This is a genomic window from Paracoccus fontiphilus (genome assembly GCF_017356265.1).
GTDB lineage: Bacteria > Pseudomonadota > Alphaproteobacteria > Rhodobacterales > Rhodobacteraceae > Paracoccus > Paracoccus fontiphilus.
On sequence record NZ_JAFNAW010000060.1, the window covers coordinates 1 to 20927 of the forward strand.

Annotated in this window: 21 protein-coding genes and 1 pseudogene; 14 read left to right on the forward strand and 8 right to left on the reverse strand. The window is 63.8% G+C overall.

The annotated features are described in order from the left end of the window. The 4 genes and pseudogenes from J0F76_RS16250 to J0F76_RS16265 all read left to right on the forward strand — a co-directional run. Positions 1–221: pseudogene (locus J0F76_RS16250) on the forward strand (IS701 family transposase); the annotation flags it as partial. Between the two features lie 220 nt (positions 222–441). Then, positions 442–1199 (forward strand): IS5 family transposase gene (locus J0F76_RS16255; RefSeq protein WP_207471057.1). Its coding sequence is split into 2 segments (ribosomal slippage): positions 442–763 and positions 763–1199, totalling 759 coding nucleotides; the frame shifts between segments, so codons are not numbered across the junction. Positions 1200–1313: 114 nt separating this feature from the next. Next, entirely contained in the window at positions 1314–1751 is a 438-nt protein-coding gene (locus J0F76_RS16260) for a pseudoazurin (protein ID WP_207471058.1), read from the forward strand. Positions 1752–1851: 100 nt separating this feature from the next. Beyond that, positions 1852–2568 (forward strand): Crp/Fnr family transcriptional regulator, encoded by a 717-nt coding sequence (locus J0F76_RS16265; RefSeq protein ID WP_207471059.1) that lies wholly within the window; start codon positions 1852–1854, stop codon positions 2566–2568. On the opposite strand, the gene J0F76_RS16270 is transcribed toward J0F76_RS16265, so the two are convergent. The 6 genes from J0F76_RS16270 to J0F76_RS16295 are packed head-to-tail and all read right to left on the reverse strand — an operon-like array spanning position 2561 to position 7940. Then, positions 2561–2803 carry a cytochrome C oxidase subunit IV family protein gene (locus J0F76_RS16270; RefSeq protein WP_207471060.1) on the reverse strand — a complete coding sequence of 81 codons (243 nt, stop codon included), beginning with the start codon at positions 2801–2803 and terminating at the stop codon, positions 2561–2563. The genes J0F76_RS16265 and J0F76_RS16270 overlap by 8 nt on opposite strands. Before the next feature lie 2 nt (positions 2804–2805). After that, the gene (locus tag J0F76_RS16275; protein ID WP_207471061.1) at positions 2806–3342 is read right to left on the reverse strand and encodes a cytochrome c oxidase subunit 3; all 537 of its coding nucleotides are present in this window, start codon (positions 3340–3342) and stop codon (positions 2806–2808) included. Continuing rightward, positions 3342–5264 (reverse strand): nitric oxide reductase activation protein NorD, encoded by a 1923-nt coding sequence (locus tag J0F76_RS16280; protein ID WP_207471062.1) that lies wholly within the window; start codon positions 5262–5264, stop codon positions 3342–3344. The genes J0F76_RS16275 and J0F76_RS16280 overlap by 1 nt, the downstream gene beginning before the upstream one ends. A 4-nt stretch (positions 5265–5268) precedes the next feature. Further along, positions 5269–6072, reverse strand: coding sequence for a CbbQ/NirQ/NorQ/GpvN family protein (locus J0F76_RS16285; RefSeq protein ID WP_207471080.1), 804 nt, complete (start codon positions 6070–6072; stop codon positions 5269–5271). Positions 6073–6077: 5 nt separating this feature from the next. Continuing rightward, positions 6078–7475, reverse strand: coding sequence for a cbb3-type cytochrome c oxidase subunit I (locus J0F76_RS16290; protein ID WP_207471064.1), 1398 nt, complete (start codon positions 7473–7475; stop codon positions 6078–6080). A gap of 12 nt (positions 7476–7487) precedes the next feature. Then, positions 7488–7940, reverse strand: coding sequence for a c-type cytochrome (locus J0F76_RS16295; protein WP_207471065.1), 453 nt, complete (start codon positions 7938–7940; stop codon positions 7488–7490). A gap of 135 nt (positions 7941–8075) precedes the next feature. Between J0F76_RS16295 and J0F76_RS16300 the strand changes: the two genes are divergently transcribed. Further along, on the forward strand, positions 8076–8303 hold the full coding sequence (locus J0F76_RS16300; RefSeq protein ID WP_341351609.1) for a hypothetical protein: 228 nt from the start codon (positions 8076–8078) through the stop codon (positions 8301–8303). 64 nt (positions 8304–8367) lie between these two features. Here the strand turns inward: J0F76_RS16300 and J0F76_RS16305 are convergent, their stop codons facing one another. Together J0F76_RS16305 and J0F76_RS16310 are read right to left on the reverse strand one after the other, a co-directional pair. Further along, complete coding sequence (locus J0F76_RS16305) at positions 8368–9297, reverse strand: FAD:protein FMN transferase (RefSeq protein ID WP_207471069.1); 930 nt, start codon at positions 9295–9297, stop codon at positions 8368–8370. Further along, positions 9294–11594: a NosR/NirI family protein gene (locus J0F76_RS16310; protein WP_242690284.1), complete on the reverse strand. Its 2301-nt coding sequence runs from the start codon at positions 11592–11594 to the stop codon at positions 9294–9296. Before J0F76_RS16310 ends, J0F76_RS16305 begins: the two co-directional genes overlap by 4 nt. Before the next feature lie 154 nt (positions 11595–11748). Here J0F76_RS16310 and J0F76_RS16315 point away from each other — a divergent pair, with 154 nt between their 5' ends. From J0F76_RS16315 to J0F76_RS16355, 9 genes are all read left to right on the forward strand, one after another. Further along, positions 11749–13638, forward strand: a complete 1890-nt coding sequence (locus J0F76_RS16315) for a nitrite reductase (RefSeq protein WP_207471070.1) — start codon at positions 11749–11751, stop codon at positions 13636–13638. An 84-nt stretch (positions 13639–13722) separates the two neighbouring features. Further along, a complete protein-coding gene (cobA, locus tag J0F76_RS16320; protein WP_377706693.1) occupies positions 13723–14508 on the forward strand; it encodes a uroporphyrinogen-III C-methyltransferase in 786 nt (261 codons plus the stop codon). A gap of 7 nt (positions 14509–14515) precedes the next feature. Beyond that, positions 14516–14824: a c-type cytochrome gene (locus J0F76_RS16325; protein ID WP_207471072.1), complete on the forward strand. Its 309-nt coding sequence runs from the start codon at positions 14516–14518 to the stop codon at positions 14822–14824. Continuing rightward, positions 14821–15975, forward strand: a complete 1155-nt coding sequence (locus J0F76_RS16330; protein ID WP_207471073.1) for a cytochrome D1 domain-containing protein — start codon at positions 14821–14823, stop codon at positions 15973–15975. Before J0F76_RS16325 ends, J0F76_RS16330 begins: the two co-directional genes overlap by 4 nt. Then, positions 15972–16952, forward strand: coding sequence for a siroheme decarboxylase subunit beta (gene ahbB / locus J0F76_RS16335; RefSeq protein ID WP_207471074.1), 981 nt, complete (start codon positions 15972–15974; stop codon positions 16950–16952). The genes J0F76_RS16330 and ahbB (J0F76_RS16335) overlap by 4 nt, the downstream gene beginning before the upstream one ends. Further along, on the forward strand, positions 16949–17431 hold the full coding sequence (locus J0F76_RS16340; RefSeq protein ID WP_207471076.1) for an Lrp/AsnC family transcriptional regulator: 483 nt from the start codon (positions 16949–16951) through the stop codon (positions 17429–17431). Before ahbB (J0F76_RS16335) ends, J0F76_RS16340 begins: the two co-directional genes overlap by 4 nt. Further along, positions 17428–17910 (forward strand): siroheme decarboxylase subunit beta, encoded by a 483-nt coding sequence (gene ahbB / locus J0F76_RS16345; RefSeq protein WP_207471077.1) that lies wholly within the window; start codon positions 17428–17430, stop codon positions 17908–17910. Before J0F76_RS16340 ends, ahbB (J0F76_RS16345) begins: the two co-directional genes overlap by 4 nt. Positions 17911–17921: 11 nt before the next feature. Beyond that, positions 17922–19145, forward strand: coding sequence for a heme d1 biosynthesis radical SAM protein NirJ (gene nirJ / locus J0F76_RS16350; RefSeq protein WP_207471078.1), 1224 nt, complete (start codon positions 17922–17924; stop codon positions 19143–19145). Next, positions 19120–20688 (forward strand): cytochrome D1 domain-containing protein, encoded by a 1569-nt coding sequence (locus J0F76_RS16355; RefSeq protein WP_207471079.1) that lies wholly within the window; start codon positions 19120–19122, stop codon positions 20686–20688. The genes nirJ and J0F76_RS16355 overlap by 26 nt, the downstream gene beginning before the upstream one ends. Positions 20689–20927 lie beyond the last annotated feature (239 nt).

The window sequence follows — 20927 nt, forward strand, 5'->3', positions numbered from 1 at the left end:
TCCGCGTCGAAGGGCATCGATGGGCGATCGAAGACAGCTTCGAGACCGCAAAGAATGAGCTCGGCCTCGATCATAACGAGACTCGCTCTTGGCATGGCTGGCACCGGCATGTTTCGCTGGTCATGCTGGCCTTCGCGATGATGGCCAGCATCCGCCATCAGGCCAATGCCGCGCCGCCCAAAAAAACGATGCGCAAGACGAGGGCAGAACGCCAGAACTGATCCGCTGGTCGATCCAGGAAATCCGGCGCATCGCGAACCGCATGGCCCAGCGTCAGATCCAGGCAACTCAAATCATCGCCTGGTCAACCTGGAGAAGAGCCCATCAAGCCGCAGCAAGGCTCGCGCATATGCGCCTCAAAATGCAACTGAAATGTTAGGGTCAGGATGCATTGATTTCCGTTGCGCTGCGTGATTCATCGCCCGGAAACGGAGTGGTGACATGAGCGACCTTTTCTGGCTGACCGACGCGCAGATGGCACGCATTGCCCCCTTTTTCCCGAAGTCCCACGGCAAGCCACGCGTTGATGACAGGCGCGTTCTCAGCGGGATTATCTTTATAAACCGCAATGGCTTACGTTGGCGTGATGCACCCACCGCTTATGGGCCTCACAAGACGCTTTACAGCCGTTGGAGGCGTTGGAGCGGGAAGGGCATTTTCGCTCGGATGATGGCCGGACTCGCTGCTGAACACGGTGAAGAGAATACCGTGATGATCGACGCGACATACCTGAAGTCACATCGAACAGCGACCAGTATGGCCGTCAAAAAGGGGGGCGTGGGCGCCTGATCGGCCGCACCAAAGGCGGCATGAACACCAAGCTGCACGCCATTTGCGACAGCCAGGGACGACCGCTCGACCTGTTCATCACCGCTGGACAGGTGAGCGACTATATCGGCGCACGGGCGCTGCTCAGCGGCCTGCCAAACGTCAAATGGCTGCTTGACGATCGCGGTTATGATGCCGACTGGTTGAGAGAGGCGTTGCAGGACAAAGGGATACGCGCCTGCATCCCCGGTCGGAAGCAACGCAAGACGCCGGTCAGGTATGACAAGCGACGCTACAAGCGGCGAAGTCGCATCGAGATCATGTTCGGCAGGCTCAAGGACTGGAGGCGCGTGGCAACTCGATACGACAGATGTCCGAAGGTCTTCCTCTCGGCCATCGCCCTCGCAGCAACCGTCATCTATTGGTTATGAATCCTGACCTTAATCGTCCGGCTCTTTGCGTTATGTCAAAGTGCAGGAGGGGCCAGGGCGCTAATTCCTGACCAGCGGGTTCAACAATCAATCCGCAGACTCAGGAGAAAAAAGATGAAACGCGCATTCTTCCTTGCCGCCCCCGCCCTTGCCTTGGCGCTGTCGGGCACTGCCTTTGCGGCCGAGCACGAGGTCCACATGCTCAACAAGGGCGAGGCCGGGATGATGGTGTTCGAGCCCGCCTTCGTGAAGGCCGAGCCGGGCGACGTGATCCGCTTCTTGCCCACCGACAAGAGCCACAACGTCGAGGCGATCAAGGAGATCCTGCCCGAGGGTGTCGAGACCTTCAAAAGCAAGATCAACGAGGAATACGCGCTGACTGTGACCGAGCCGGGCCTTTACGGCGTCAAGTGCACGCCGCATTTCGCGATGGGCATGGTCGGCCTGATCCAGGTCGGTGACGCGCCCGCCAACCTTGAGGCCGCCAAGACCGCCAAGATGTCGAAGAAGGCCCGCGAACGCATGGACGCCGAGATCGCGCAGGTCCAGTGACCGTCCTTCCAACGGGGCGGCACTGGCCGCCCCATGGCCAATCCCGGGCGGCGGCTGCCACCGCGTCCCGGGTTCATCTTTTTTGATAAAGGCCGTTTCGATGAGCACCAAACTGTCTGCCGCGCACCGCCAGATCGCCTGCCAGTCGCGGCTTTTCGCCACCCTGCCCCCGGAAATGCGCGACGGGCTGCTGGACGCGGCCCATGTCGTCCATCTGCTGCGCGGGCAGGTGCTGTTCCAGCATGGCGACGACGCACATGACATCCATATCGTCGCGGATGGCTGGATGAAGCTTTACCGGATCGCCCCCAACGGGGCCGAGGCTGTCGTGGGCGTGATGACGCGCGGCCAAAGCTTTGGCGAGCCGATTGCCCTGCGCCGCGCCGCCTATCCCGTATCGGCCGAGGCGACGACCGCCTGCGAACTGATCGCCGTACCCGCCCAGGCCTTCCTGGAGATGCTGCAAACCCGGCCCGAGGCTGCGATTTCCATCCTGTCCGCGACCTTCCTGCACCTGCAGGGCCTGGTCGAGCAGATCGAGCAGCTGAAGGCCCGGTCGGGCGCGCAGCGGGTCGCCGAATTCCTGTTGGAACTGTGCCCCGAGGGCGCGGAAAGCGCGACGGTCGTGCTGCCCTATGACAAGGGGCTGATCGCGGGCCGGTTGGGCATGAAGCCCGAAAGCCTGTCCCGCGCATTTGCCAAGCTGCGCGAGTTGGGCGTGCGGGTGAACCAGTCAAGCGCCGCCATCGCCTCGGTGTCGCGGCTTCAGGATCTGGCCCAGGCCGACGCGTTCGGGGCCATGAGCAAGGTCATCTGACAGCGGCCAGGGCCCAGACCAGGCCCATCCACAATCCCAGGGGCACCACGAAGGCGGCCAGCCAGCCCGGCGCCCGGTCCAGGTGCAGGAACCCGCCCAAGATCGCTCGCGCCTTGGCCCAAGCCAGCACCAGCAGCGCGGCCGCGGCGATGCGGCCGTCCTGCGTGGACAGGGCTGCCGTCACCGCGACAAGCGCAATCAGGATCAGCCAGTTCAGGGTCAGCCGGTCTCGCATCGTCACCCCAGCAGATAGATGGGCGGCAGGATCAGCACCCAGACCAGATCGACCATGTGCCAGAACATCGCCCCTGCCTGCACCGCATCGGGCGTGGTGCGGATGGCGACCGTCGCCAGCAAGACCACGCCCGCCGCCACATGGGCCGCGTGAAAGCCCGTCAGCAGGAAATAGAAGGTGAAGAAGGGATGGGCGTCGATGCCGATCCCCGCCGACAGGTCATGGGCGTATTCCACGCCCTTCACGGCCAGGAAGACCGCGCCGCCAAGCGCCGCCAGCATCAGCCCCCGCCGCGCCCCGCGCCGGTCGCCCCCTGCCGCCGCGCGTTCGGCGCGGGCAGCGAACAGCCCGGACGTGACCAGCACGACCGTGTTCAGCGCCGCCATCCGCCCGTCCAGCATGGCCTGCGCATCCGCAAAGCCCGTCGGATCGGTCAGGCGCATGGCCGACATGGCGGTGATGCCAGCCGCGAAGACCAGGATCTCGGACCCGATCAGGATCCACATGATCAACTCGCCCGGCAGGTCCTCCAGGTCCATCACATCACCAGCTGGCGATAGATCTGGGGCAGGGTGCCGATCAGCCGGTCGGGGTCGCGGATCACGGAAAAGCCGCCCTGGCCGAAGATGCGCGGGAACCAGCTTTGCGCGCCCTTGTCGATGGTGATGCCGAAGACCGAATGGCCCGCCCGCCGCGCCTCGCGCACGGCCATGGCGCTGTCCTCGATCCCGTGGCGGCCTTCGTAATGGTCCAGGTCGTTGGGCTTGCCGTCGGTGATGACGATCATCAGCCGCCGCGACCGGCCTTCCTTGGCAAGTCCTGCCGAGGCATGGCGGATCGCCGCGCCCAGTCTTGTATAGAAGCCGGGCCGCAGGGCGTGGATGCGGGCCTCGATCCGCTGGGCCATGGGCTCGTCGAACGACTTGCAGTCGTGGATCCAGACCCGGTCGCGCTTGAGCGAGGAAAAGCCCTGGATGGCGAAGCGGTCGCCGCAGGCGTCGAGCCCCCAGGCAAGCGCGGTCAGCGCCTCGCGTTCGATGTCGATGACGGGGCGGCCGGTCACGGCGCTTTCCGTGGACCGCGACACGTCCAGCAGGATCGACACGGCAAGGTCGCGGTTTTCCGGCCGCGCCTGGCGCCAGATGCGGTCGCTGCCGCGACCCGATGCGCGCAGGTCGGTCACCGACCGCAGCGTCGCGTCCAGGTCCAGGTCGTCGCCATCCGGCTGGGCATGGCGGATCAGCCGCGCCGGGCGCAGGGCCTGGAACTGGCGGCGCACCGCGTCGATGCGGCGGCGGGTGGCGGGGTCGGTGATGCCCGCGTAATCGGGCGCGGGTTCGACCGGCGCGGCCAGCACGCGGCAATGGTCGGGCATCCAGACGCCCGCCCGCGCGTCCCATTCGGGATAGGTGAAGCGGCCCGCCACGCGTTCGCGGTCCACATCCTCGGGCGCAAGGTCCAGGTGCAGCTTCAGCTTGGTCGCCGGCGCCTTGGAGATCTGGCCCAGCACAATTTCCTCGTGGTCGTCTGCGGCCTTCCTGGCGTTGTCCAGGTCGTCGTCCTCGACCCGGCGGTTGATGTTCAGCATCTCGGCCCAGGTCAGCATGGCCTCGAACTTGTAAAGGATCAGGCTGTCCTTGCGTTCGGCCTGGTCGGCCTTGATCCGGCGCGTCTTGCGGGCGGTGCCGTCGCCGGATTCCTCGGGCGTGCCGTCGGTGGGCAGGCTTGCCACGTCGGAGGCGATGCCGCTGGTCAACCCGCGCAGGTCGGGCCACATGGGCACGGGCAGCATCGGCCGGTATCCGCGCGGGGCGCGCCAATGGACGGGGGGGCTGTCCAGGCCCGCCAGCAGCCCGGCATGGACCCGGATCGGATCGCCCAGCAGGTGCCGGACCAGCCCTTCGACGCCCGCCTCGGCCCCCGACAGGTTCGGGCGGATGCGGTCGGCCAGATGGGCCTTGCAAAGCCGCGTCCAGACGGCGCGCAGGCCGGGGGCCGATTGCAGGGTGGCGCGGGTCATCGCCTGGCCCGCGCGGATCACGGCCAGGTCGGCCAGAAAGGGATCGGCCGCGGCCACGAAGTCCGGTGCATGGGCCGATGCGGCGGCCAGCCACAGGAACAGCGCCTCGTTGTCGGCCTTGTCGGGAAAGACCGCCAGTTCCATCGGCAGGCGCAGCGACCCGCCGTCGAAGCTGGCGCGCGCCAGGTGTTCGGTCTCGAAGGCCAGCTTGCGGCGCAGGGATATGCGGTGCCGGCTGGCCTGGTCGGCCACCGGCTTCAGTTCCACATCGGCCGCCCCGCCAAGCCCGCGAAACAGCACGGCAATGCGGCCGCGCATGTCGTCGAAGCGCACGGCCGCATCGGGATAGCGGCGCGGCGGGTCCATGCGCGAGGCGAGGAAGTGCCAGATCTTTCCGACGCTTTCCTCGGGCTCCCAGGGGGCGATCTCGATATGGCCCATAGCGTCAGCCCATCACCGCGACGACCAGGTCCATCAGGCCCGCGCGGATATCCGCATCGTCGGTCAGCGGCTCGATCATGGCGGCGCGGATGGCGCGGTCCATCGACATGCCGCCCGCGATCAGGGTGGCGGCATAGACGACCAGGCGGGTGGACACGCCTTCCTCCAGATCCTGGCCCTTCAGCCCGCGCAGCTTGTTCGCCAGCCGCACCAGCAGGGATACGCGGTCGGCATCCAGACCGCTTTCGCGCACCACCACCGGGATTTCATGTTCGGGCTTGGGGAAGGTGAATTCGACTGACAGGAAGCGCTGCCGGGTCGAGGGCTTCAGCGTCTTCATGATGTTCTGGTAGCCGGGGTTGTAGGACGCCACCAGCATGAAGCCGGGGGCTGCCTGCAACTCCTCTCCGGTGCGGTCGATGGGCAGGATGCGGCGGTCGTCGGTCAGCGGGTGCAGGACCACGGCCACGTCCTTCCTGGCCTCGACCACCTCGTCCAGATAGCAGATCGCGCCTTCGCGCACCGCGCGGGTCAGGGGGCCGTCCACCCAGACGGTTTCGCCGCCCTTCAGCAGGTATCGCCCGATCAGGTCGGCCGCCGACAGGTCGTCATGGCAGGCGACCGTGTAAAGCGGCCGCCCCAGACGCGCTGCCATATGGGCCACGAAGCGGGTCTTGCCGCAGCCGGTCGGGCCTTTCAGCAGCAGGGGCAGGTTCTTGGCATGGGCGGCGGCGAAGATGTCGCATTCATCCGCCTGGGGCAGGTAGAAGGGGGCATCCGCCCCCCTCAGGTTGAAGGTTCCATCCATCGTCATCACTCCGCCGCAATGTGGTCGGGGTTCTTGGCCAGGCGCTCACGCTCGACCGGGCCGGGACGGACGACTTCGCGGCGCGGGAAGGCTATCGCATAGATGAACAGCAGCGCCCCCAGGACCACGGCGACGCCCGACCCGAAGCGCATCCAGTAGAACAGCGCCAGCTGGTCCTGCACCTCCATGTAGCCCATGCCAAGGACGCGCTGCAGGTGGGTCTGCACCGTGCCCGCGAAGGTCAGGGTGAAGGTCATGAACAGCATCCCCCCCGACATCAGCCAGAAGGACGCCATGTTCAGCACCTGGTTATAGGGGTCGCGCCCCCGCAGGATCGGCATGGCATAGGAGAAGAGCGCGAGGTTGAGGCAGACATAGGCGCCATAAAAGGCCAGGTGCCCGTGGGCGGCGGTGACCTGCGTGCCGTGGGTGTAATAGTTCACCCCGTGCAGCGTGTGCAAAAAGCCCCAGACGCCCGCGCCAAAGAAGGCCAGCACGGCGCAGCCCAGCGACCACAGCAGCGCGGCCTTGTTCGGGTGATCGCGGCGGCCCTTCCAGACCATGACAAAGGCGAATGCCATCATCGCAAAGAACGGCACCACCTCGAAGGACGAGAAGATCGAGCCGATCCACTGCCAGTACGCCGGCATCCCGATCCAGAAGTAATGGTGCCCGGTTCCCAGGATGCCGGAAAACAGCGCGGTGGCGACGATCACATACAGCCATTTCTCGACCACCTCGCGGTCCACGCCCGTCAGCTTCAGCATCAGGAAGCCCAGGATCGAGGCCATGATCAGTTCCCAGACGCCCTCGACCCACAGGTGGATCACGAACCACCAGTATTGCTTGTCGAGGCCCAGGTTCGCCGGGTTGTAGAAGGCGAACAGGAACAGCAGCGCCAGGCCCCAAAGCCCGATCAGAAGGATCGTGCTGATGGTGGTCTTGCGGCCCTTCAGCACCGTCATCGACACGTTGTAAAGGAAGATCAGCGCGGCCACGACGATGCCCACCTTGACCCAGGTGGGCTGTTCCAGGAACTCGCGCCCCTGGGTGCCCACGAAATAGTTGCCTGCCCAGGGGTTGAACAGATAGGTGGCGACCGCCCCGGCGGTGCCCACCACCAGGATGAACAGCTGCAGATAGGCCAGGAAGGGGGAATGGATTTCGCGTTCCGCTTCCTCGGGGATCAGGAAATAGGCGGCGCCGAAGAAGCCGCACAGCAGCCAGACCACCAGGGCGTTGGTGTGGACCATCCGGCCCACGCTGAAGGGCAGGATCTCGGACAGGAAGTTCGGCTGGACATAGATATAGCCGATGATCAGCCCCATCGTCACCTGCGTGGCGAACAAGGCCAGGGCCACGGCGATATAGGCCAGGGCGATTCTTTGTGATTGATATTTCATGGTGCTTTCCAATCAACCGGCGTCGTTGGGGGGCCAGTCCTGGGTGCGGATCTTGTTGGTCCACAGCAGGAAGTCGGTGACTTCGCGGATCTCTTCGTCGGACAGGTTGAACTGCGGCATCTGGCGGCGTCCCTCGATCCCGGAAGGCTGCGCCTCCATCCAGGCCTTCATGACCTCGAAGGCGGCCTCGGGGTCGTCCTGGACGCCCCAGCGGGTCATCACGTTGCCCAGTTCGGGCGCGAAATAGGCGCCTTCTCCCAGGATCGAATGGCAGTTGACGCAGGCGTGCTTTTCCCAGACGTGCTTGCCGCCCGCCACGCTGGCGGTCAGCGGCGCCTCGTTCGTGGACACGTTCACGATATACCAGTGGCTGTGAACCGACAGGCCGATGAAGATGAGGATAAAGAACAGCGACCCGCCGTAGAAGATGTTCCGGGCCATGCTCTTCGTCAGGACTTCGCGCATGGCGAGGATCTCCAGATATGGTTGCTTCAAAAACGTTCACAATTACCTGAAGCGTCAGTCCGATATTGCCTTATGTCAAGAAAGTGATTTTTTTGAGCCTGGCAACATGTGGCTTAGGCACATCAGGGGATGACCATGAACGATCGCTGGCCGGTCTGGAAACTGGCGCTGATGCTCTATGTCTTCGCGGCGGGAGCGGTGGCGATCAACCTGTTCATGCTGGGGCTCCTGGGCCAGGCCCTGGGCCTGCCCATGCTGTCGCCCGAAACGACGGTGCTGGTGTCGATCCCCCTGGGCATTCCCGCCGCCTGGGCCTCAGCGATGTGGGCAAGGCATCTGATGGACGAAGCGGACAAGCGCTAGCGGCAGGTGCACCATCATCCTCCCGATCCCTCCTGCAAGCAGGCCGGCTTTGCCAATACCTTGATCATAGCGGAATGATCGCTTCGATCCGCGTGCCAGGAAAAGCTAAAAGCGCCGAATCGATTTCGGCGCGCGTCATCAGGATGGCGGAAGTTGACAATGCATCGGCCAGTAAGGCGTGTGGGGCGCTGATCGAGACCAGCGACCAACGTGGCGCCTGTCCTTGCGGTCCGATGATATGCGGCAGGTTTCCCCCGGGTCCGATCTGGGTGCCGAAGGCGGCCGAAGTCGCAAGCGCCCGATTTCGCAAGCCTAAGTTCCGCATCACCCGCCCATCAGGGGCCTCTATCCTTGCCATCCACGAGGAGGCGCCAACAGCACGCGCCTCGCCTGTATCGATCAGAACATCAGCCAAGTGGTGCCGAACAGCGATCTCCGCCAAGCGATCCGCGGCGAATCCTTGAGCGATCCCGTTCAGCGTCAACGCCATGCCCGGCCGCGTCAGGCGGACTTCGGAGGGGCCAATCTGCACGTTCCTCCAACCGACCAGTGATGCGGCAACCGACTCATCCTGACCAAAGCGGCGCGCTTGCCACAGCGGCTGCACCGTGGGGTCGAAAACGCCGCCCGTCGCCTCATGCACCCGGCCTGCAGCTTTCAGCACTGTCAGCATATCGGCTGAGGGATTGGCAAGCCGCCCGATGGCATTCAGCCTGCGAAGTTCCGATCCGAGAAACAGGGAAAACTGTCGCTCAACGCTGCGCAGGCCCCGTGCGGCCTCGGTGAAAAAAGCATGGGCAGCGGCGGCATTGCCGCCCTGAACGGTCAGCGTCACATCCGCGCCCAATGCCACGCCCTGCCAGCGATGACGCACGCCCGCCGCCGCTGGGGTCGCAAGGGCACAGGCGGACAGCGCAAGGAACCGGCGGCGGTTCAGAATCATCGCACGATCTACGACAGGGATGCGGATCCCGCGGGCATGAATATCGCTCATGGCTTCACCTGACGAGACTGAAAGGCGGGCGGCGGGGCACTGGCAACACCGTCATGGGCGCCTGCCGGGACCTGCGAGGGAATGATCGGCGGCGGTGCGGCGGGGGTGGCAGGCGCCGTCGGCAACGGAGGAATGCGGTCACCGCCGCGGGTACGGCGCTTGAGAACAGGGCAGGTTCCCGGATCGTTCATGATGACCTGGCAGCGCAGGCACAGCACGCATTCGTTGGGGTTGATCCGACCCAGGGGATCGATGGCGCCGACCGGGCATTTGGTCTCGCAAAGCCGGCATTCTCGGCCGCATTGCGGTCTGCGCTTGAGCCAGTCGAAGATTTTCAGCTTGGCGGGCAGCGCCAGCCCCGCCCCCAGCGGGCACAGATAGCGACAGTAGAAACGCTCGATGAACAAGCCCGCGCCGAGCAGGATGGCCACGAACAGCACGAAGGGCCAGGGCCGCACGAAGTGCATGCTGATCGCGGTCTTGAACGGCTCGACCTCGGCCATGACCAGAGCCTTCTCCATCGAGTAGAAGGATAGGGCCACAAGCGCGACGAACAGCGTGTACTTGATCACCCACAGCCGTTCGTGCAGGGCCTGGGGGACGGCGATCTGTCGAACGCCCAGTCGTTGGGCAATGGCGTTCGTCAGTTCCTGCAAGGCGCCGAAGGGACACAGCCAGCCGCAGAAAACTCCTCTGCCCCAGAAGAGCATGCCCAGGGCCACCGCCGACCAGAGCACGAAGATCAGCGGGGCTATGAGGAATGTCTCCCATTGAAAGCCGAACACCAGCGCGTGCAGGAAGGCGATCACCTGCACGATCGAAAGCTGGGCATTCAGGCCCCATCCCAAGACCAGCAGCGTGGCGGTCAGATAGCCCAACCGCAGACGCCGCCACAACAGGGGCCGGCGGACCAGCCATTCCTGTCCGAACAGGATCAGGCCCAGGACGGCCAGCATGGCTCCGACCACAGCAATCTGCGGCCGCTTCTCTATCCAGAACCTTTGCCACAAGGGCAGTTCGGGTTCGGGCGCGACGACGCGGAAGGCGTCCGGCAATGTTACCTCGGCACTGATGGGCAAGGCCAGAGTAGCGCCGTCGGGACCGGCGCGTGTTGTCGTGATGGTCACGTTGAAGGGCCGGGTCAGGTCGATGCCGCCTGTGGCGGGATCGGCGTTGAAGCGGAAGACGCTGCGCTCCTTCAACTCGGGGGCGCCCTCGATTGCCAGACGTGGGATCGATATATAGGCGTCGGATGCGGGCACCAGGCGTGTATCGTCTTGTGTGATGGCGATACGGTCGAAGCGGCCGGCACGACGGTATTCGGTGCCGCGATGGGATTGCAGCCCCCGAGAGAAGATCCCCAGCAAAGCCTCGCCCGGTTGAAGATCGGCGGCCACCTTGGTCAGCTGTTGCTGGCCCAGCAGGTTGGCGCCAACCGTCGGCGTGTCGAGGATGCCCGTCCACATCTCGAACCAAGGCCCATCCGATGGTAGAATTTCCGGACGGGCAGTGGGCATCGCTGCGGCGGCATCGGCCATGCTGACGCGCGCATGGACAAGCGCACCCATACCTTCCAGTTCGGCCCAGCTAGCAGGGGCATAGGAAACTCGGTCGATCACGCCGTTCTGACCTTGGGCTCCCGCCAGAATACGCGCGGTGCGCAAAATCCCGTCCCGAATGACACCTGTCGTCACAGTTGCGCGCGAGATCACGTCAGGCGCCCCCGTGCCTTTGTCTGGCCGATGGATGTCGTAGCCCCGAAAGCCCTGGACATAGGAGGCAATCGCCGCATCCGAGATACCCAAGGTCAGAACCGGCTCGGCGTGGCGCATCAGTTGGGCGCCTACAATACGCCCGCCGGGAGACACCGCGATCAGCACGTCAAGGGGCCGGCCCGAATAACCTGCTGAACCCACTAGTTCCCAGGTGGAGCCGATGACTCCCAGGATACGACCATCTGTCTCGACCCTCCACCCCGGCACGGGTTTTTCCTGACGGATCAGCGCCGGATAGCTGGCAGGAGGCAGTTGAAACAGACTTTCGGCCAACCCGACAGTGGGCTCGGTGGGGATGGTGGTTTCCTGTCCGGCAGGCAGTGCAGCTGGTGCTGCATCGGCAGGAGGGACCGCCTGTGATGCCATGCCTGCCGCCACTACCGTCGTGACAGCGACGACGCGGAGAATACGGGAGAGAAAGGGCAGGCGCATTGCAATTCCTGATTCGGCCCGAATGCCCGGTGGCCTGGACATGTTTGTCACGCGGGTACCCCACAAAAGAAATTGCGAAATAAACTTCATCTTGCCTTGACCGAAATCAAGGACTCACCTCACGCTATTGTTATCTTCCGGTGGCCCCCAAGCAGGATGGAGACTGTTTATGAGAAACCCATCGCAGACAGCTAGAACATCACTTCTCGCCTCGGCAGCACTGGCATTGATCTTCGGCGCCGGTATGGCCACGGCCCAGACCACAGATCCCGCCCCTGCCGAATCGCCTGCCGCGACAGCGCCCGCCGATGAAGCAGCCACCCCCGCCGCCGAGACAACGGCGTCGGACAGTTCCGAACTGAACCAGGTGACCGGCCCCAAGGCGGGTCCGGAAACCGAGGTTCAGGAGTTGCCGCGTTCGGAAGGGGCGCAGCTGACAACAGAGGAACAGGCCCAGACCGAATCCGAGGTCCAGGACCACACATCCAAGCCCCAGGACCAGTACGAACCGTCGCTGACCACCCTGGCACAGGAGCAGATACCCGTACCGGGCGCCCCTGAAGGGGTGCCCACGATGACACAGGCGGAATTCGACGAGGCCAACACAATCTATTTCGAACGCTGCGCCGGTTGCCATGGCGTGCTGCGCAAGGGGGCGACTGGCAAGGCGCTGACGCCCGACCTGACGCGGGAACTCGGCTATGACTACCTGAAGACCTTTATTGAATACGGCTCTCCTGCCGGGATGCCGAACTGGGGCACCTCGGGCCAGATGGACGAACGCCAAGTCGATCTGATGACCCGATACGTGTTGCAGGATCCGGCCGTCCCGCCCGAATGGGGCATGCCAGAGATGAAGAACTCGTGGCAGGTCATGGTCCCGCCCGAAGAACGCCCCACCGAAAAGATGAACGACTGGGATCTGGAAAACATCTTCTCGGTCACGCTGCGCGACGCAGGCCAGATCGCGCTGATCGACGGCGGCACCTATGAGATCAAGAAGGTGCTGGATACCGGCTATGCCGTTCATATCAGCCGGATGTCGGCGTCAGGTCGCTATCTGTTGGTGATCGGCCGCGACGGCAAGGTGGACATGATAGACCTGTGGATGGAAGATCCGTCCATCGTCGCTACCATTAAGATCGGCGCCGAGGCGCGCTCAGTCGAGACGTCCAAGATGGAAGGATGGGAGGACAAGTACGCCATCGCCGGCGCCTACTGGCCTCCGCAGTACGTCATCATGGACGGCCAGACCCTGGAGCCGCTGAAGATCGTCTCGACCCGAGGCAACATCTATGACGAACAGACCTACCACCCGGAACCCCGCGTGGCCGCGATTCTGTCGTCGCATTATCGACCGGAATTCCTGGTCAACATCAAGGAAACCGGCAAGATTCAGCTGGTGGACTATACCGACCTGAAGAACCTGAAGATCACCGAGATCGAGGCTGAACGTTTCCTGCACGACGGCGGCCTGGACAGTACCAAGCGCTATTTCATCACGGCGGCGAACGCGCGCGGCAAGCTGGTGGTCATCGACACCAAGGACGGGGAACTGGAAGCGATCACCGAAACCGGGGGCGAAACCCCGCATCCGGGCCGGGGCGCGAACTTCGTACACCCGACATTCGGGCCGGTTTGGGCGACTTCGCACCTGGGCGACGATTCGGTGGCGCTGATCGGCACCGACCCGGAGGAGCATGAAGACAACGCCTGGAAGATCGTTGACAGCTTCCCGGCCTTGGGCGGCGGATCACTGTTCGTGAAGACCTATCCGGGATCAAACCACCTGTATGTCGATGCGACGCTGAATCCCGAACCCTCGATCTCCGGCTCGGTCGCGGTGTTCAAGATCGACCAGATGAAAGGCGATGGAACCGATCCTGAAATCATCGAGCTACCCATCACCGAATGGGCCGGGATCGCAGAAGGCCAGCCGCGCGTCGTCCAAGGCGAGTTCAACAAGGACGGCACGGAAATCTGGTTCTCGGTCTGGAACGGCGCGGACCAGGAGTCGGCGATTGTGGTGGTCGACGACAGCACGCTGGAGCTGAAGCACGTCATCAAGGACGAGCGGCTGGTCACCCCGACGGGCAAGTTCAACGTCAAGAACACCCAGGGCGACGTCTACTGACCACTGGACTGCCACGGAACGCGCGGCCATCCCGCCGCGCGTTCACCTCAAATCCTCCAGCCGCAACAGCAAGGGATCATGGACATGGCGGGCAAGGTCTATCTTGTCGGGGCGGGACCAGGCGACCCCGACCTGCTGACGGTCCGCGCAATGCGGCTGCTGCAATCGGCCGAGGTGATCGTGCATGACCGGCTGGTCAGCCCGGAAATCATGAACCTTGTGCCCCCGACGGCCCGCCGCATTTCCGTTGGAAAGTCAGCCGGTTTTCATACCGTACCCCAAGATGGTATCAACGCCCTTCTAGTCAAACTGGCCGTCGAGGGCCACACGGTCATCCGCTTGAAAGGTGGCGATCCGTTGATCTTCGGCCGCGGCAGCGAAGAGGCCGGAGAACTGGCCGCGGCGGGCATTTCCTATACTTATGTTCCTGGCATTACTGCCGCCCAAGGTGCCGCATCGTCGACCGGGGTGCCGCTGACCCATCGCGGTCTTGCGACGGGCGTGCGCTATGTGACGGGCCACCGGGCGCGTGACGCGGTGCTGGACCTTGATTGGGACAGTCTGGCCGATCCCGACACGACGCTTGTGGTCTACATGGGCGCTGCGAACATGGCGGAGATCGCCGCGCGCCTGATCGCAGCGGGTCTGCGGGTCGATCTGCCGGTGCTAGCGGTCGCCCATGCAACAACTCCGCGCGAGACGCGGATGCTGTCGAACCTGACGCAGATCGGCGCCGATCTGGCGCGCACGCCGATGGAGGCGCCGGTCCTGTTCGTCATTGGTCGTGTTGCCGGACTTTATGAAACTGCCGCCTTGCCCTTGCCGCGTGAACTGCGGGGCCCGCATCTTCGGGTTGTGGGGCATGGCTAGCGTCGGCATGATCGTCTTTGTCGCCAGTGTTGCTGCCTCAACCGCCTTGGCCGCTGCAGATATCAATCCCCAGCGGCAGGCACAACTGGAGCACATGGTGATCCAGGATTGCGGCTCGTGCCACGGGCTGACCATGAAGGGAGGTCTGGGCAGCGCCATTACTCCCGACGATCTGGCAAGCCGCGACCAGCAGGATCTGGCTACCATCATCCTTGATGGCATTCCCGGCACGGCAATGCCACCTTGGCGGCCGTTGATTTCCGACGCCGAAGCCCTGTGGATTGCCGACTATCTAAAGAGGGAACGAGCCGAATGATTCGCGCCGGCCTTACTGCTCTTATTATATCGGTGCCCCTTGCCGCACCGGCCGACGGGATACGCGCGACCGGGGATCTGGGCGTCGTGATCGAACGCGCCACGGGGTCGGTCCTGGTCGTGGATCAGTCTGACCGGGCGGCGCTCTGCCGGGTCGAGGGACTGGGGGACCTGTCCCATGCCTCGTTGACCTTTTCGCCGGACGAACGTTTCGCCTATGTCTTCGGCCGCGACGGCGGGCTGTCCAAGGTGGATATCCTGACCTGCACGCTGGAAAACCGCCTGGTGCAGGCAGGCAACGCCATCGGCGGCGCGATTTCCGACGACGGCAAACTTGTCGCGGTGTCGAACTATGAACCCGGGGGGGTAAAGGTCTTCGATGCCGTCACGCTGGAGCAGGTTGCTGACATTCCGATGGGTTCCAAGACTGTCGGGTTGGCGGACGCCCCGGGATCACGCTTCGTAGTGGCGACTTGGGACACAGGCGAGGTCTGGGTGCTGGATCATCTGGCTGATCCGGCCAACCCTCAGATCACCCGGATCGAGGGCGTGGGTGCGAACCCTTACGACGCGCTGATGACGGCAGACGGGCGCACCTATGTCGTCGGGCTGTTCGGCGAAAAGGGCCTGACCACGCTCGACTTGTGGCAGAACCCGCCCCAGCCGCGCCGCATCCTGCCGGATTATGGCAAGAACCAGCCCGATCTGCCGGTCTACAAGATGCCGCATCTGCAGGGCTGGACCTTGGCGGGAAGTACCTATGCCCTGCCAGCCGTGGGGCTGCACCAGGTGCTGTGGGTGGATGCCGCCAGCGGGGCGGAAACCAGCCGCACCGATGTCGCGGGCCAGCCGATCTTTGTCACCGCCCGTCCTGATGGGCGCGAATTGTGGGTGAACTTCGCCACGCCCGACAACGGCGCCGTGCAGGTGATCGACGGCATGACCCATCAGATCAAGCAGACGCTGCAACCCGGCGCGGGGATCCTGCATATGGAATTCACCCCGCGCGGGCGCGAGGTCTGGCTGTCCGCGCGCGACGACGACAAGGTGGTGATCTATGACACCCGCACCTATCAAAAGCTGGGCGAGATCGAAGCGCAGAGCCCATCCGGCATCTTCTTCACCGCCCGCGCGCACAGGACAGGGCTATGACGGAACTGGCACCCAATTGCCTGGACACCCGTCTGCTGGACGAATTTCAGCGGGACTTGCCGCTGGTGCCCCGTCCCTTCGCCGCCATGGCCAGAATGCTGGGCACGTGCGAAGCCGATGTGCTGGACCGCCTTCGCCGCCTGCAGGATTGCGGCCGGATCAGTCGCGTTGGCGCGACCTGCCGGCCGAATACCGCAGGTGCATCGACCTTGGCCGCCCTGGCGATCCCCGAAGACCAGATCGAACAGGTCGCCGCCATTGTCGGCGCGGAACCCGGCGTGAACCATTCCTATCTGCGTGAGGATCTTTGGAACCTGTGGTTTGTTGCCACTGCGCCATCAGAAACGGAACTTGCAGCTTCTCTCGCCCGGATCGAGGGGGCGTCCGGCTTGCCGGTCCTGTCGCTTCCGCTGGTGCGGCCCTTCAACATCGACCTGGGCTTCCGCCTCCGGGGTCCCCGCCAGCCGCTGGGATTGGACCGCGCCCCGGACATGAGCGTTCTGCAAGGCGACGACCGGCCGCTGATGCAAGCCCTGTCCGAAGGGCTGGACCTGGTGCCTGAACCATTCGCCGTTCTGGCCCAGCGGCTTGGCCGCGACGAAGCAAATATTCTGGACCGCGTGAAGCTGCTTGCGGATGCCCGTATTCTGACCCGCGTCGGCGTGATCGTGCGGCACCGAGCGCTTGGCTGGGCGGCGAATGCGATGGTGGTCTGGCGATTGCCAGACTGTACCATCGAGGCTGCGGGCTGCGCGCTGTCGCAGGTGCCGGGTGTGACGCTCTGTTATCAACGGCGCACCATGCCGGGCGTCTGGGACTGGCCCTTGTTCTGCATGATCCACGCCCGATCCCGCCCCGAGGCCCTGGCTGTCCTGGACCGCGCCCGCGCCTTGCCTGAACTGACAAACGTCCCTCACAAGACTCTGTTCTCCACCCGCTGCTTCAAGCAGCGCGGCGCATTGATCGAGGCCGCATGACCCGTCCCCTCCGCACTGTCCTGCCACCTGACGCCCTAGATTCGACGGACCGCGCCATCCTGAATGCCCTTCAGGATGGCTTTCCGCTGACGCCGCGCCCTTATGATGACGCCGGCGCAGACCTGGGGGTCACCGGGGATGACCTGATTGTCCGCCTGGCGCGACTGCGCGACCTGGGCGCGATTACCCGCTTCGGCCCTTTTTTCGACGCGGCGGAAATGGGCGGGGCCTTCTGCCTTTGTGCGATGGCAGTCCCCAGCCACCGTTTCGACGCCGTCATGACCCAAGTCAATGCGCATCCCGAAGTTGCGCATAATTATGAACGCACCCATGCGCTGAACATGTGGTTCGTCCTTGCCACAGATACCCCCGACGGCATCGACCGCACCGCCCGCGCTATCGAGGATGAGACGGGATTGAAGGTCATGCTGTTTCCAAAGCTGGAAGAATATTTCATCGGCTTTCGGGTGCAGGCATGACGCTGGATTCTGTCGACCGTCGCATCGTGCAGGCGACCCAGGCCGGGCTGCCGCTGGTGACCGAACCTTACGCTCAGGTCGCGGCCACCCTGGGCCTGACCGAGTCCGAGGTAATCGCCCGCTTGGCGGCAATGCAGGATCGCGGCGTGATCCGCCGCATTGCGCTTGCCCCGAACCATTACGCCTTGGGGATGACCGCCAACGGGATGAGCGTGTGGGACGTGGACGACGACCGCATATCGGAACTGGGTACGCAGATCGGCACGCTGCCCTTTGTGACCCATTGCTATCAGCGCCCGCGCGCGCTGCCTGAATGGCCATATAATCTGTTCGCCATGCTGCACGGCGAAAGCCGGTCGGAGGTCCAGGAGAAACAGGCGCAGGTCGCCGCGATCCTCGGGAATGCCTGCCGGGGCCACGATATCCTGTATTCCACCCGCATCCTGAAAAAAACCGGGCTGCGCCTGCGCGACGACTGAAAGGGGATGCCATGTTCCGTCTGACCCAATACATGCACCAGTTGATTGAACCGACCCCGGTCCGCAGGCGCGGGACGCCCGGTTCGGTGAAGCCGGTGGTGATCTGGAACCTGACGCGCACCTGCAACCTTAAGTGCCGCCATTGCTATACGGTCAGCAGCGACCACATCTTTCCGGGCGAACTGACCCATGATCAGGCCATGGGCGTGCTGGACGACCTGTCTGCCTTCCGCATTCCCGCCCTGATCCTGTCGGGGGGCGAGCCGCTGTCGCGGTTTGATTTCTGGGATTTGGCCGAACGTGCCCGGCATCTGGATTTTCGCCACCTGTCGCTGTCCACAAACGGCACAAAGCTGGGGGATCCCGGCGTTGCTGACCGGGTGGCGGCGCTTGGCTTCGATTACGTGGGCATCAGCCTGGACGGCATCGGCGCCGTGAACGACTGGTTCCGGGGCGTCGAGGGTGCCTTTGACAACGCGCTTGCCGGGGTGCGGGCCTGCAAGGCACGCGGCGTCAAGGTGGGCCTGCGCTATACCATCACCCGCGACAACGCTCATCACCTGCCCGTTATGCTGGATCTGTGCGAATCCGAAGGTGTCGACAAGTTTTATCTGTCGCATCTGGTCTATGCGGGTCGCGGCGACAAGCACCGGGGTGAGGATCAGGAACACGCCCATACCCGCCGCGCCATGGACATCCTGATCGAACGCGGCTGGGATGCCCTGTCCAAGGGCCGCCCGCTGGAAATCGTGACCGGCAACAACGACGCCGACGCGGTCTGGTTCATGCATTGGGCCGAACGCAACTTCGCGCCCGATGCCGTGACCCATGTCCGCGACCATCTGGTCGCCTGGGGCGGCAATTCGTCGGGATTTGGCGTCGCCAATATAGACCCGCAGGGCAAGGTCCATCCTGACACTTACTGGTCGGATTACACCATTGGCAGCGTGAAGGAAAAGCCGTTCAGCGAATGGTGGACAGGCGACGACCCGATGCTGGCCACGCTGCGCACCCGCCCCCGCCCGCTGAAGGGCCGCTGCGGAGATTGCGCCTTCAAGGATGTCTGCGGCGGCAACACTCGCATCCGCGCGCTGCAACTGACCGGCGACCCTTGGGCCGAGGATCCGGCCTGCTATCTATCCAATGCCGAGATCGGAGTCGCTCACGATCTCGAGCGCCTTACCGTCACGTCGTTCCGGGGGAAAAGCCATGATCCGGCCCACCAATTTTTCTAGGCAGCGGCACATCGTGAAATTGCTGATGGCAGCGCTGCTGTTCCCTGCCGCTGCCATCGCCGAGCCGTCGGAAGACTTTGCCATCCATTGCGCATCCTGCCACGGCGAGGACCGGTTGGGTGGCACCGGGCCTGCTCTCATTCCAGAAACGCTGGGCCGAGTCAGGAACCTGTCCGACATCATCGCTCATGGCCGCCCCGCCACGCAAATGATGGGGTTCTCGGATCAACTGTCGCCCGGCCAGATAGAGGCCCTGGTGGCCCATATCCAGACGCCGCTGGAAGAAACGCCCGCGTGGACGGTGGACGATATACAGGCCAGCCGCGATATGGCCTCTGGATATACCCCAGCCGCGAAGCCAACCTTCGAGGCCGATCCCCTGAACATCACGCTGGTGGTCGAAACCGGCGATCATCACGTGAGTGTGCTGGACGGTGACACCTTCGATGTCCTGGACCGCTTTCCCACGCCCTACGCCGTTCATGGGGGCCCGAAATTCTCTCCGGACGGGCGATTTGTCTTTATCATGTCGCGCGACGGATGGGTCCAGAAATACGACATCTGGACGCTGAAGGAGGTCGGGCGCCTTCGCGCCGGTCTCAACAGCCGCAACATCGCGATGAGCCATGACGGCCAATGGCTGGCCGTCGCCAACTATCTACCGCAAACCCTGACGATCCTTTCAACAGACACGATGGAACCTGTGAAGGTAATCGACGTGGTGGCGCACAACGGCACGCTCAGCCGTGTCAGCGCCGTCTATCAGGCGCCGCAGCGCAAATCTTTTATCCTTGCCTTGAAAGACGCCCCCGAAATCTGGGAAGTGGCGACCGATCCTGATGCAGGTCCGTTCCACGACGGCTATGTCCATAGCTATGAAAAGGACGCGGTCGAAGCCTTTGGCGCACAGGAAGGCCTGTTCGCCCGACGCCGCATCCCAGTGGACGAGCCGCTCGATGATTTCTTCTTCGATCCCGATTACAGGAACCTGATCGGCACCAATCGCGAGGGCACCAAGGGCGTCGTCATCAACCTGATCAGCGGCGGCAAGGTAGCGGAACTGCCCTTGCCCGGAATGCCGCATTTGGGTTCGGGAATTACCTGGGACTGGAACGGAGTAAAGGTGATGGCCACCCCCCACCTGAACGAAGGGGTGCTGTCGGTCATCGACATGGCGGACTGGACGCTGGTCAAGCAGATTGACACCAGCGGCCCCGGCTTTTTCCTGCGCAGCCACGAGACCTCGCCGCATGTCTGGGCAGACGTGTTCTTCGGCCCCCACAAGGACGAGGTTCATATCATCGACAAGCAGACACTTGAGATCGTCAAGACGCTGAACCCCGCACCCGGCAAGACCGTCGCGCATACCGAATTCACCAAGGATGGAAAGTACGCCTTGGTGTCCATCTGGGAAGACGATGGTGCTGTTGTCGTCTATGACGCAAGCACGCTTGAGGAAGTCAAGCGCCTGACGATGCGCAAGCCCTCGGGCAAGTACAACGTCTGGAACAAGATCAGCTTTTCGGATGGCACCAGTCACTGAAGCCCTTGCCGGCGGGGTCCGCGATCTGGCCATGCCCAGGCCGCTGGTCTTTGCCGGACGAGCACTTCGACGCACAGCGGACATCACTACCGGTAATGCTCTGATCGTGCGATCCTTCCTGGCGCCGACTAGAGCCTGTTGCACTCAATCTACCTCATAACCTGCGGCTTTGAAGTAGTTGTAGCATTCCTCGTCGGAGAACAGATCGCAGACCTGGCCGACCGCAGCCCATAGTTGAT